At 39.8% G+C, this 12,595-nt stretch carries 13 protein-coding genes; 11 read left to right on the top strand and 2 right to left on the bottom strand.

What is annotated here, in order from left to right; translation table 11 throughout:
- Both JWG41_RS06945 and JWG41_RS06940 read left to right on the top strand, forming a co-directional pair.
- Window positions 1-531, top strand: coding sequence for an LIMLP_15305 family protein (locus JWG41_RS06945; protein WP_205269205.1), 531 nt, complete (start codon window positions 1-3; stop codon window positions 529-531).
- A 15-nt stretch (window positions 532-546) separates the two neighbouring features.
- Window positions 547-1,548, top strand: coding sequence for an SPFH domain-containing protein (locus tag JWG41_RS06940; protein ID WP_205269204.1), 1,002 nt, complete (start codon window positions 547-549; stop codon window positions 1,546-1,548).
- 180 nt (window positions 1,549-1,728) lie between these two features.
- On the opposite strand, the gene JWG41_RS06935 is transcribed toward JWG41_RS06940, so the two are convergent.
- Complete coding sequence (locus JWG41_RS06935; protein WP_205269203.1) at window positions 1,729-3,486, bottom strand: patatin-like phospholipase family protein; 1,758 nt, start codon at window positions 3,484-3,486, stop codon at window positions 1,729-1,731.
- 15 nt (window positions 3,487-3,501) lie between these two features.
- Entirely contained in the window at window positions 3,502-4,818 is a 1,317-nt protein-coding gene (locus tag JWG41_RS06930; protein ID WP_232373814.1) for an MATE family efflux transporter, read from the bottom strand.
- 56 nt (window positions 4,819-4,874) lie between these two features.
- On the opposite strand from JWG41_RS06930, the gene JWG41_RS06925 reads away from it, so the two are divergent.
- The 9 genes from JWG41_RS06925 to JWG41_RS06885 all read left to right on the top strand — a co-directional run bounded on the left by JWG41_RS06925 (window position 4,875) and on the right by JWG41_RS06885 (window position 12,590).
- Complete coding sequence (locus JWG41_RS06925) at window positions 4,875-6,185, top strand: amidohydrolase family protein (RefSeq protein ID WP_205269201.1); 1,311 nt, start codon at window positions 4,875-4,877, stop codon at window positions 6,183-6,185.
- 30 nt (window positions 6,186-6,215) lie between these two features.
- Window positions 6,216-6,908 carry a hypothetical protein gene (locus tag JWG41_RS06920; protein WP_205269200.1) on the top strand — a complete coding sequence of 231 codons (693 nt, stop codon included), beginning with the start codon at window positions 6,216-6,218 and terminating at the stop codon, window positions 6,906-6,908.
- Entirely contained in the window at window positions 6,905-8,722 is a 1,818-nt protein-coding gene (locus JWG41_RS06915; RefSeq protein WP_205269199.1) for a TrkH family potassium uptake protein, read from the top strand. Before JWG41_RS06920 ends, JWG41_RS06915 begins: the two co-directional genes overlap by 4 nt.
- Before the next feature lie 5 nt (window positions 8,723-8,727).
- Entirely contained in the window at window positions 8,728-9,423 is a 696-nt protein-coding gene (locus JWG41_RS06910; RefSeq protein ID WP_205269198.1) for a potassium channel family protein, read from the top strand.
- Window positions 9,424-10,203 (top strand): cobalamin-binding protein, encoded by a 780-nt coding sequence (locus tag JWG41_RS06905; RefSeq protein ID WP_205269273.1) that lies wholly within the window; start codon window positions 9,424-9,426, stop codon window positions 10,201-10,203.
- Between the two features lie 85 nt (window positions 10,204-10,288).
- The gene (locus tag JWG41_RS06900; protein WP_205269197.1) at window positions 10,289-11,128 is read left to right on the top strand and encodes a MotA/TolQ/ExbB proton channel family protein; all 840 of its coding nucleotides are present in this window, start codon (window positions 10,289-10,291) and stop codon (window positions 11,126-11,128) included.
- 20 nt (window positions 11,129-11,148) lie between these two features.
- Window positions 11,149-11,568, top strand: coding sequence for an ExbD/TolR family protein (locus JWG41_RS06895; protein ID WP_205269196.1), 420 nt, complete (start codon window positions 11,149-11,151; stop codon window positions 11,566-11,568).
- Window position 11,569: 1 nt separating this feature from the next.
- Entirely contained in the window at window positions 11,570-11,992 is a 423-nt protein-coding gene (locus tag JWG41_RS06890) for an ExbD/TolR family protein (protein WP_002972391.1), read from the top strand.
- Between the two features lies 1 nt (window position 11,993).
- Window positions 11,994-12,590: an energy transducer TonB gene (locus JWG41_RS06885; protein ID WP_205269195.1), complete on the top strand. Its 597-nt coding sequence runs from the start codon at window positions 11,994-11,996 to the stop codon at window positions 12,588-12,590.
- Window positions 12,591-12,595 lie beyond the last annotated feature (5 nt).

The raw sequence follows: 12,595 nt of genomic DNA, 5'->3' as shown, positions 1-12,595 counted from the left end.
ATGGACCAAACTTGGTTAAAAACAACATTAGAACGTTTTAAGAACGAACAAGACCCGATTCGTAAGTTCTTAAAAGAAACAAAACTATTCGAAGAAGCCCTGGCCAACCAAGAGTTTGAAAAAACAGACCTTCTCATTCGAAAAGAACTGGGAGGCATTCTCACATCCTTCAAAGAAAGTTTTCGTAAACTAGAAGAAGGTTTTGTTGCGAAAGCCCAAATCCAAAATATCGGAAAAACCAATCCAGCAACTACGTTACTGGATCGAATCATTATGAAAGTGAACTCGGCAGGTTATGGACTGAATGGGCTTGGAACTGGTGTTAAAGCTACACAAGAAGAATTGGAAAATTTACTGAACCATGACTTTGGTATGTTAACGAAAGCCGGAGAACTCCAAAAAGAAATTTTAGAAACTCTTCCCACTTCGTTTGCCTCAAACCCCGAAGCAGCAATCGAATCCATAAACAAATTGTTTTTGAATTTCGAAACACAGTTTGAAGCAAGAAACTCAATCTTTTTAAAAAAATAGGATAAGGAAATAAACATGGCACTAATAGATAGAATAAAATTTGAAGGAAGCCCGAATGAAATCGTTTGGAAGTATCCCTCTGATGAAATCAGTACCGCAGGACAGCTGGTAGTCGACGAAAGCCAAGAAGCCATCTTTTTTAAAGAAGGAAAGGCTTTGGACACTTTTGGACCAGGAACTCATACCTTAAAGACAGGGAATATTCCTATCCTCGAGGCTCTCGTCAATCTTCCGTTTGGTGGAAAAACTCCCTTCACTGCAGAAGTTTATTATGTAAACAAAGCCATCTTTGCGATGAAATGGGGAACCAACACTCCCATTCCTTTAGAAGATCCCAAATACAAAATTGTCCTCAACATCCGTGCCTTTGGGGATTACAAATTTAGAATTAAAGATTCCAAAGCATTTTTAATCAATGTTGTCAAAGGGGGAAATCGCACCACAAACGAATCCATTGATGAATTTTTAAAACCAAACATTGTCCGTGGGATTGGCGATTTTATTTCAGAAGTCATCTTAAACAACAATACTTCTGTTGTGGAAATTAATAAGTATCGAGATGAAAGTTCCACAGCCGGAAGAGTCAAACTCGCTCCCGAATTTGAAAAGTATGGAATTGATTTAACTGAGTTTAACGTATCTTCGGTGAACTTTGATCAAAACGATCCGAACTACCAACGCATTCAAAAAATCATTACCGATAAATTTGAAATCGATATGCTGGGAGACAAATACCAACAAAAGAAAATGTTCGATATCGGACAAGCGGCCGCAGAAAACGAAGGCCAAGGTGGCGGTGCTATGGGTGCCGGTATGGGCATGGGAATGGGGATGAATATGGGCCAAATGATGGGCAATATGATGAACCAAGGCGGAGGTCAGCAGCAAGGTGGGGCGGCACCAGCAGCCAATGATCCAGCAGCTCGGATTGCAAAATTGAAAGGGTTACTCGACCAAGGCCTCATCAACGCCGAGGAATTTGAAGCCAAAAAGAAAGAGATTCTTTCTTCGCTGTAAAACTTAATAAGAACTTAAAGTTTAGATTTCCATCTTACAGTAGCATATAAACTCTGTTAGATGGAAATACTAGGAACTTTGTCTTCCGCTGAATCTATTTCGAAAAATACAAATTCAAACAAATTCGTTTTATGACAATCATACCATTCCGAAGCCGATGGTATGGATCTATGATTTTACTTAAGAAAATAACTGTTTGATCTCTGCTAAGTTGGCTTCAGCTTCCTGTTCGCCTTTATCAATGATTTCTTGGTAACGAGCAAAATCAAATAACTGAAATTCTTCCAAATGAAAGTGAACAAAAAGATCTAGTTTGGGGCGTTTGAGTCTTGTGATCTCTCTTCCTTCCAAAGTAATCGTTCTTGTCATAATTTGTAAGATGGGTGGGTATTTGAGAGTGTCCCAAATATAACGAAAGAATCCTTTTTCAGTCGTATTACGGTCTTCAAAAAGTTTCACCGGTACAATTTCTTGCATAGGAGATACATTGATTCCCATGACTACATCGGCACCTTTGGTTCGAATTAGATTTTCTGGGACATTATTGATCATTCCGCCATCAACTAACAATTTTTCGCCGAGTTGGTAAGGAGGAAAAGCACCAGGCAAACTCATGGCACTTGTCAATGCTTCCGTAATCGGACCTTGGTCAAAGATATGTTCTTTTCCTGTTTGTAAATCAACGGCTGATGTAGCAAAAGGAAGGGGAAGTTCTTCGATGCGTTGGTCACCAAATCCTTTCTTTAACATCCGTTTCATTCTTTTTCCTTTAAAGAAAGCAACAACTGGCAAAGTGGGATCGAATGCACTTTCTAATCCACCAAAGAAATTTTTTACCATTTCTTCAATTTCTTCAGGAGTGTTTTTTCTGGCATATAAAGCTGCAATCACAGCACCCATAGAAGCACCAGAAACAAAATCAAAATGAATTCCTTCTCTATGTAAAACTTTAAGAAGTCCCACATGGGCAAGTGCTCTGGCTCCACCACCACCTAATGCCAACCCTCTAGTTTTGGAGACCAAATACCTTGCCAAAGTATCTTTCTGATAAAAGTTTTTGAGAGCTTGGTCTTGTGGAAGATAACTTTTACGAACTCCGCTTTCCATCATACGGATGGCACGGCCTTCAAAGTTTCTGATCCGGCTTTTCCAAAAATGAATGATTTCTTCTTTTTCTTTGTAAAACTTTTCTGGTTCATCTTCCCAGAAAACTAAGAAGTCGGATTGAACTACAAGGTAATGTAAATCCATTCTCGATGTGGATTCATCAAAGTAAATATGGAGTAATGGAGTTTTATTTCTGACGTTAGTGAGGTATTCTGAAATTTGAGTGGGGTCCATTCCCTTGAAAGTAGATATCGGAATGGCAGTGGATAGTTTTTTAGTGACTTCACCATATTCATCTAAGAAGGAATTTACTTTTTCACCAAAGTGGTATTCTGGTTCTAAGGGAACATGAACACATAACCTACGTAAGCCGATCGAACTATCTTTATGACTGTGACTGGATCTGTCTAAGTTTTCTCTCATTCGAGATCCCATCATCTGAATGATATTTTGGGCAAAGATCTTTTCTTGGGAGGCTAACTGTAAAAATAATTTTCCGCTCAAAACATAAACTAAGGAATCGATCACAGCAATGGCGGAAGTAGAATGGTTGGAGCTGGAGATGAGTGAGTTCTCAGCTAACACTTGGCCGGTACCCACATAAACATGACTTTGACCACCGACATTTTCGAGAAGGATTTCACCGTAACGAATAATGTAGATGGACTCCGAAGACTCTCCTTTGTAGTAGAGAGCTTCGTGACTTCGGATTAATTTTTCTTGGACGTTATTAGCGAGTCGTAACAAAACCGAGGGGGGAAGTTTTTTGAACAACTCCACAGACTTTAAAAATTTCTGTATGGCCTGTCGTTCTAATTCAGTTCTTTTCATTTTCCCCTCACTCTATTAAATTCGTATACTTACCCACTCCTTCTTACGAAATTTTCTGACAAAAAGCACTGCCATGAGTAAAATCCAAATAAAAAATGCCGACCAGATTCCAATCGTTCCCCAAGCTAGGACTATCCCGAGTAGATAAGCCAATGGCAACATGACAATGAAGGATACAATGAGATAAATAAACATCACATAATACATCATCCCCGCGCTACGAAGGGCAGATCCAATCACCATATGGTAGGCATCCCCTACTTGAATGAGAGCTACAATACAAAGTGCCGGGTAGGCTTCCTTGATCACCGCAGGAACATCTGTAAATAATCCAATGAGCCAAGGCCCAGAGATGATAAAGAAAAGTCCCATACTTCCCATAACGATGGCCGAGAAGGTTGCAGAACGCATAGTTCCTTCATAAGCCAAACGCAATTTACCTTGTCCCATGGATTGGCCAAGAATGGTAGTGGCTGCAATTCCAAAAGAAAAACCAGGCATAAAAGACAAACTAAGGCATGTTAGGACCACACTGGCTGATGCGAGAGTGGTGGTGCTGATCATTCCTGCAATTTTATAAAATCCAGAAAATGCAAAGTTAACCAGTGTTCCTTCGAGAGCTGGTGCAAAACCAACCATACAAAGTTCTTTGATGATGGCAAAACTCGGTGCAAAAATTTCGTATTGAAAGAATTTGATTACATCTTTGCGGAAAAAATAAAATAATACAATGAGAAGTGCTGGGATAGAAGACAAACTAGAAGCAACCGCAGCCCCTTTGACTCCCCAAGCTGGGAATCCCCAGTTTCCAAAAATCAGTAACCAATTTAAAAAGATATTTGAGACTGCCGCTAAAATGGAAGAGATCATACCCACTTGTACAATTCCAATTCCATCGAAAAATCCACGTAAGGCGAATCCCACGAAGAATAAAACAGTTCCTAAAAATCGATACGATAGATACACACCAGCCACTTCGATCACTTGTGGATCATCACCGATCCAACCCATAAACTGTGGGGCATAAATAAATCCAAAATAGGACAATAAAGATCCTAAAACTAAGGACAAATAGACAGAATTGATTAGGGTGATTCCGACCCCTCTCTCATTTTTTTCGCCAAATCGACGTGCAACGATGATTTGAACCGCCATGGATCCACCCATAAGGAAGGCGAAAATAGAGAAATAAACCATTCCTCCAAATCCAACTGCGGCGAGAGGAACCTCTCCCAATTTTCCCACCATAGCAGTGTCTGCAACCATGATGGCAGTATAACTGATCATTCCAAAAAAAACAGGGATTGCTAATCCAAGAATTTTCTGATTCAATCGAGTTGGCTTCAAGATGCGTCTAATTTTGTGAAGCATAGTTTTGTCATTCTTATATGTATTGCGATCTACACAACCACCTTTATGGATGTTTACCCCCTGAAACTTTGTTCCGAATTGGAAAAAATAACCCCGAACCTCGTTGGCATCTATATTTGGATTCCTACGAAAAAGCATATGGTATAAAAATCCGACCTTCGACGTTTTTCGAAGATTATGCAGATCAAAAAGATTTTTCCAAACTCTATCATTTTAGAGAAAAGGCTCCCTTTTTACATTTCCAAGCAAAGTTCAATCTCATCATCGCCTTAGTGAAGTTTGATGAAAGAGAAATCACTGAAGTCACTCACGATGTTGTACTTTCGAATAGTTTAGAAGATATTAGTTATGCCGAATATCGTTTGATGTTTGGAAAAGAAGAACCAAAAGAAAGTTTTTATACAAAACTGATGGCATGTTTGGAAGGACTCTCGAAAGGAGAAGAATCTGCCAAAAAAGAAGGGAAATCCATCCAAGGAAAACTCGTGATGTCTCTCCATAGAGATTTAAATTTCGAAAAACATTACGATTGGATGAAAAATTGGATGGAGAAAGAATCTGCGATTCGCAATGGCCTTGTGGGAATTGATTTCTGTCATATCGAAGAAGGACATCCACCTAAAGATAAAAAAAGTTTTTTCCAATCTGTGATCAAAGACAACAAAGCGGGTTCCGACACTGCTCTTTCCATTCTCTATCATGTAGGAGAAAGTTTTCGAGACAAAACTCCCTTCTCCGCTGTGCGTTGGGTTTTAGAATCGGCAAGGAATGGTGCACACCGGCTCGGTCATGCTTTGGCTCTTGGCATTGACTCCGATTATTTTTTAGGTGATGAAAGGACAGAACTTGTATCCGAAGCCAAAGACCAAGTCGAATGTGAATTGGAATCTTACGACGAAATCACCAGCTTTGGTGCGTTCTATTCGAAAGAAGAACTCGAACTGAAACGAAAAGAACTAAAGACCAAACCAGATTCCGAACTTCTCAAACTTCCTTTTGATGAAACACAGTCCCAATACTTACATACCTTTCAAAACTATGTTATGTCTACTCTGGCAAAAACAGAAGCTGTCATTGAATGTTGTCCCTCTTCCAATTTATACATTGGAATGTTAGAATCTCATATTGACCATCCCATCACAAGATTCCTGCAGAATGATTTAAAGATCACCATCGGCTCTGATGACCCAGGGCTTTTTGGAACGACCATGACAGAAGAGTATGGGCATGCGCACACAGCAGGAGTTTCCGAAAAAGATTTAGAGTCCATCCGAGAAAAGTCATTTTCCTATCGTTCCACCAAACTTTCCGGTCGTGAATTGGATTGACCCTGACATGGATTAGGTAAACTGGAATGTATGCGGATTTTTTCCCGGATATTTGTGCCGATGATTATGATCTCTTTGGTGATGGGGCCACTGCTTGGCCAAACCAAAGAGGGATTTTATGACACAAATAATTACGACTTAAAGAACCTTCCTAAGTCGGATCCAGAATCCAATGTTTTGCAGGATGTGACACTTCCTCCTAAGTTCGAAACACCAGCTCTCGCCACACCGAAAAGTGCAAAAACACAATATAGCGGGATTGATTCCATTCCAGGGGCAGGTGCCTTACTCAACTCTAGGACTTCCTCCAACTCCAGTCAGAACGCATCCAATCCTTATAGTTTGACCAATTTACAAAACTCTCCCATCAATCCTCTGACAGGAGAAATTAACGAACAAGCACTTCAAAACCAATTACAAAAAAGTAGAATCAAACAAGAGTTAAAGAAAAAACAAAAAGAAGAATTTGACGAAGAAGCCGTTTACGAAGAAACTAAATTTCGAAGGGCTTATATTATTTTCTTTTTGACTTTGCCATTTGCTTTGATTGCTTCCGCTGGCGGAGTTGCTCTTCTTGCTCCGGCTCTACAGAAATCAGCACTCGCTAGTGGGATTATGATCACAGGAACCACTGGTCTTTCTGGAACCAATGTCTATTTGGATAGACAAAGATTAGAAGAACACCGCGAAAAGAAAAAACAGGTCGCTGAAGTTTACCCTTGAAGTTCAAACGATTCTTCGTTTTTCTCCACCACATTTTTCTTTATCTACAAACTCAAAGATTTGAAATTCGAAATTTCTATATGGAATACCTTCGTTTGATAGGAAGGCTATTCTATATTTTGTTTGGGTTTTTATCAGTTGCCATTTTGATTTTAGATTTTGGATTCTACTATCCAGAAACATGGAAACCTTACGTAGCTCTTTCCATTCGTTCCCTTGTCACATTTTTTATTTTATACGAATCCATCCATTTGTTATTCACAAACAAAAGATGGAAAGAATATGTTTCTCTCCACAAAATAGAGCTCATCATCTTATTGATGTTAGGCCTGGAATTCATTTATGAACAGGATATCGTTGCGATTTTAAAATCATACCATATCTCGGCGGAAGACACCACACTCATCTTTTTATCAGCCAACCAAGTTCTGTTTCTTTTTTCCAATCTCGCCCATTTCTTTCGCCTTTCCAGAAAACAAGATTCTAAAAAATTAAACCCTTCCATTCTCTTTGTATTGTCTTTCGCTTTTATCATTTTACTCGGCGTTTGTTTTTTACATTTTCCAAAGTCAACAACGAGTGCTGTCAAATCAATCGATCTCGTATTCACCACCATTAGCGCCACTTGTGTGACAGGACTTTCTACTGTGGATTTATCGAGTCAATTCACTCTCACAGGCCAACTCGTGGTTTTACTTCTCATCCAAGTGGGTGGACTCGGTCTTATGACTTTAACGAGTTTTTTTTCTATCTTCCTTACGGGGAAAGGTTCGGTGAGCGATACAATGATGGTCAAAGATCTTCTTTCGGAAGAAACCATGGGCCGTGCCAAAGAAGTTTTAAAACAAATCACGATCCAAACACTTGTCATTGAATCCATCGGGGCTTTGTTATTATTTTATAGTTTTCCTGAAAATTTTCCAATTGCACTCTCCGATAAAATTTATTATTCTATTTTCCATTCCATTTCTGCTTTTTGTAATGCTGGTTTTAGTTTGATGCCAAGTGGACTCACAACAGAAGCCTTCAAACATTCCGAAGGATTTTTATCTGTGATTATGTTTCTGATTGTGATTGGGGGACTCGGGTTTCCTGTTTTATTTCAAATCCGAACTAGGCTTTCCAATCCTTTCGATTATAAATTCCGCTGGTCTGTGACTTCTAAATTAGTATTCTGGACTACCGGTTTTCTTTTGTTATTCGGCTGGGGTTCCTATTATTTTTTAGAAGGAGATTATACTTTAAAAGGCCTCACAACTTCAGAACAAATTTTTCATTCTTTATTTTATTCCGTAACCACAAGAACTGCTGGATTCAATACCTTAGAGTTAAGCCAAATGGGTTTACCCATCACCTTTATTTCTTTTTTCCTGATGTGGGTGGGAGCCTCTCCTGTTTCTACCGGTGGAGGAATCAAAACCACTACCTTTGCCATATCGTTATTAAATATCACCAACCAAATCCGAGGGAAAGAAAGGATGGAGATAGACCACCGAACGATTGCTAATTCTTCGATTGCAAGAGCCAGTGCCACCATCGTTTTGTCTTTGTTTGTGATTTTTTTGGCCATCTTTTGTTTGTTGCTCACTGAAAATGCAAACTTTATCGATTTGTGTTATGAAGTGGTATCCGCTTTTGGAACCGTTGGTTTGACTCGTAGCCTCACTCCTCATTTAAGTGATTACGGTAAAATCATTATCTGTATTATAATGTTTGTAGGTAGGGTTGGAATTTTGACTCTACTTGTTGCTCTTTCTAAAAAAGTAGATCATATCTCGTATGAATATCCGAAAGAATATGTGGTTGTAGGTTAATCGGTATGCAAAGAAAAAAAATAGCAGTCATCGGCATTGGAAGTTTTGGAAAGTTGTTTGTTCAATATCTATTTGATGACGGACATGAAGTCATCGCCATTGATAAAGATCCTGCGATCATCGACTCTATCAAAGATTCTGTGACCATAGCCGTGGCTCTCGATGCTACCGATGAACATGCACTCCGCTCGCAAGGGATAGCCGACGTGGACTATGCTGTGATTGCCCTAGCCGATGATTTTGAAACCTCCATCATCTGTGCGGATAGTTTGAAAAAATGTGGAGTCAAAAATATCTACGCTCGTTACCAAACCCCCTTACAAATGAAGGTTTTGGAATTACTCGGAATCAAAGATCTTTTTAATCCAGAAGAAAGGGCCGCAAGGAGTATGGCCGAGACCTTATCCTTTTCGGGAATGCGTTCTAGTTTTTTATTATCCGATGAATACAGCGTCGTGGAAGTCACCGTCCCCAAACGTTATATCAGCAAAACCATTGCGGAAGCTGACTTACGCCATAAATACAATATCAATGTAATCACTGTCAAACGTCCCATTACAAACAAAGAAGCCAAAAGAGCCTCCGATTCCAAAGGAGAACGGATTTTAGGAATCCCTCATGGAAACACTGTGTTACACGAAGATGATGTGGTTGTTTTATTTGGCTCACAAACTGACCTCAGTAAGTTTTTGGAAACATAAATCATGGGACCAGAACGAATCATCTGTTTGACCGAAGAACCTACAGAGATGCTATATCTGTTAGGTGAAGAGAAACGTATTGTAGGAATTTCTGTTTATACGGAACGACCACCAAAAGCTAAGGACGAAAAAACAAAAGTTTCGGCTTTTATCAGTGGAAATCTTAAAAAAATCACAGCCCTCGAACCAGACCTTGTGATTGGTTTTTCCGACATCCAATCCCAACTTGCAAAAGACCTCATTGAACGCGGGTTAAATGTTCTTATCTTCAACCAAAGATCCATAACAGAGATTTTATCCAATATGCAAATGCTCGGAAACCTGGTAGGTCAGGCCGAAAAAGCAAAAACACTGATTGAAGGATGGCAAAAGAGCATTTCGGAGTGGAAACGGGAAGCAGAAGAGAAAACCTACAAACCCAAAATCTTTTTCCAAGAATGGGATGAACCCATCATCACAGGAATCCAATGGGTGAGCGAAGCGATTGAACTTGCCGGTGGGGAGGATTGTTTTTCACACCTAAAAGACAGAAAACTGGCCAAAGACCGAATCATCACAGCAGATGATGTGAGAGATGCCAATCCAGATATCTACGTAGGTTCTTGGTGTGGGAAAGCCATGGACTGGGACTGGGTACGAAGCAAACCCGAATGGCAAGAGACAACGGCCTTACAAAAAAACAAAATCTTTGAGATGGATCCAAGTATTATATTACAACCAGGTCCTGCTTTATTTTTAGAAGGGATTCCCAAACTGAAAGAGATCTTTTCCTCCTTCTAATTTCCAACTTTGTCATTCCGCTGTAATCTATTTGTAACAAGGATACTCTAAATTTGAAACATATCAATTAGATATGGAGACATTCATGAAATTCTCATGTAACCAGACAAAAGCGAAAGTCACTTTGTCTTTTGTGATCGCACTCATCACAATCTTTACTCTTGCAGGAAAACTCGAAGCACAAACAGCACCTGCTGCCCCAACGGCTGAAACCGCACAAACAACGGAAACTCCGACAGAGACAGCTGCTCCTGTAGCAGAAGCGCCTGCGGAAGCCCCACAAAAAGAATCCGAAATTGGACTCATAAGTTTATTTGTTACTGGTGGATGGTCTATGTGGCCCCTCCTACTTTCTTCGATCATTGCATTCGGAGTGATTCTTGAAAGGATCTACTTTTTCTTCACTGCAAAATTAGTAAGAAAAGGATTCAACCAAGACTTACAAGATGCGATCGATGCATCTGGTATGAATGGTGTGGAAGAATTCTTAAAAGCAAACGAAGGCCAACGGATTACTGACATTCTAAAAAATGGTATGGAAGTTTCTCAAAACGATCCAGAGATCTTTGCATCCGGTATTGAAAGAGAAGCAGGTGAAGTCATGACACTTCTAGAAAAAGGACTTACAGTTCTTTCTGCTGTTTCCACCATTGCACCTCTCGTTGGATTCCTTGGAACTGTATCTGGTATGATCAACGCCTTTGATGCGATTGCTAACGCTGACCAAGTAAACGCAAAAGTAGTTGCTGGTGGTATTAAAGAAGCGTTAATCACAACAGCTGCTGGTCTTATCGTTGCGATTCCTGCAATGACATTCTACCAATACTTACAAGGCCGAGTGGGATTTTTTACTTCTGAAGTAGAAGAAGCTGCTAACAAAATTTACAAAGAATATTTAAAACTCAAAGCCGGTAAAAAAGCGTAACGAGCGGATAGTAACGAACCATGATTAAGTTAAAGAAAAAACAAGAACTAGAGGAGATATCGGCAGCATCTATGTCGGATATTGCCTTTCTACTCTTGGTATTTTTTATGGTAACTGCCGTATTCTTTGTAAAGGAAGGACTCAACATTTCCCTTCCTCGCAAACAATCCGAACCTCAGCCGTTTTTACGAAAGAATGTATATGAAATTTTGGTCACCCAAGACAGATACAAAATGCGTAACACGGCTTTCGGAACGAAAGAATACACTAATTTGCAAGAGTTTCGTGATGACCTAAACCAAATGGAAATCCCGGATCTTAAAAACAAACTAGCGCTCATTGTTACAACCGGTGATACCAAATATGCAAAGATGTTGGATGCACTATCAGCAATTCAACTACGTGGATTTGAAAAAATCTCAGTGAGAAAGAAGAAATAATATGTTACGAAGAAAGAGAGTCGCACCTTCAGTTCCCGTAAGTTCGATGGCAGACATTGCCTTCTTACTCCTCGTGTTCTTTATGGTAACCTCCGTATTGGATTCGGATCCAGACCTTCCCATCAATCTACCAGATGTTCCTGGTGGAGAACAGTTAAACAAAAAGATTGCCAATCTTTACTTAACTGCTGATGAAAAAAGAACTGTCTATTTCAACTCAGTAAAAATGGAACTCAACGAAGCCATGAGTGAGATTCGTGCAAAACTTTCAACGACACCTGACTTGAAAGTTTTGATTCATGCGGATCAAGATTTAACATACGAAGAATTAGATAGTGTTTTCGAAACCCTTCGAGAGATAGGGGCCTTAAAGGTTTCCCTCGTTACCAAGACCACCCAAGGTGGCGGGTTAAAAGGGAAGTAACGTGAACGGAACAGTTGTTAAACAAAGAAGATCTAAACGAGATCGGATCCATCGATTTATCGATCGGTACCGAATCGAAACTGGTCTTGCTATATCTGCCTTTTTACAAGCCGTCATCATTCTCTTTTGGTTCACTCCGCATTTGGATACGGATAGTTTGGATAGTCTCGTGGAAGAAGTGGCATTCATTGACAATGTCCAAATCCAAGAACCATCCACTGATTCGAAACCAACTGATGGTGACTTTGATCTTACCGACAAAGAAAAAGAAGATAAAAAAGAAGACCCAAGAATTGCTGGTGCATCTGATCCTATTGTATCTGGTGCTACCTCACCCGTAGACTTATCTCCCAACGTTCGCCCTGAATATACTTCCGATGCCAAAGCACTCGGTGTGACAGGAACCATGACCTTAGAAGTCATCATTGGAAATACAGGAGAAGTTTTACGAGTTAGATCCGTAGGAAAGCAGTTAGGTGGTGGACTTGAAGAAGAAGCCATCAAAGTTTACCGTAGAAAACGATTTTCTCCTTCCATTTTAGAAGGAAAAGCCATTACGGTAAAAGTCCTCGTTCCCATTCGATTTACATTGAATTAAAAAAT

Source organism: Leptospira chreensis (genome assembly GCF_016919165.1).
In the GTDB taxonomy this organism is placed as follows: Bacteria; Spirochaetota; Leptospiria; order Leptospirales; family Leptospiraceae; genus Leptospira_A; species Leptospira_A chreensis.
Note: the sequence above shows the minus strand (reverse complement) of the source record. Positions and strands in the feature narration are given on the sequence as shown.

Coding starts and splice junctions, on each gene's coding strand:
- JWG41_RS06940 (WP_205269204.1), top strand. CDS start 547: ATGGCACTAATAGATAGAATAAAATTTGAAGGAAGCCCGAATGAAATC.
- JWG41_RS06895 (WP_205269196.1), top strand. CDS start 11,149: ATGATTAAGTTAAAGAAAAAACAAGAACTAGAGGAGATATCGGCAGCA.
- JWG41_RS06900 (WP_205269197.1), top strand. CDS start 10,289: ATGAAATTCTCATGTAACCAGACAAAAGCGAAAGTCACTTTGTCTTTT.
- JWG41_RS06925 (WP_205269201.1), top strand. CDS start 4,875: ATGTATTGCGATCTACACAACCACCTTTATGGATGTTTACCCCCTGAA.
- JWG41_RS06945 (WP_205269205.1), top strand. CDS start 1: ATGGACCAAACTTGGTTAAAAACAACATTAGAACGTTTTAAGAACGAA.
- JWG41_RS06890 (WP_002972391.1), top strand. CDS start 11,570: ATGTTACGAAGAAAGAGAGTCGCACCTTCAGTTCCCGTAAGTTCGATG.
- JWG41_RS06920 (WP_205269200.1), top strand. CDS start 6,216: ATGCGGATTTTTTCCCGGATATTTGTGCCGATGATTATGATCTCTTTG.
- JWG41_RS06935 (WP_205269203.1), bottom strand. CDS start 3,486: ATGAAAAGAACTGAATTAGAACGACAGGCCATACAGAAATTTTTAAAG.
- JWG41_RS06910 (WP_205269198.1), top strand. CDS start 8,728: ATGCAAAGAAAAAAAATAGCAGTCATCGGCATTGGAAGTTTTGGAAAG.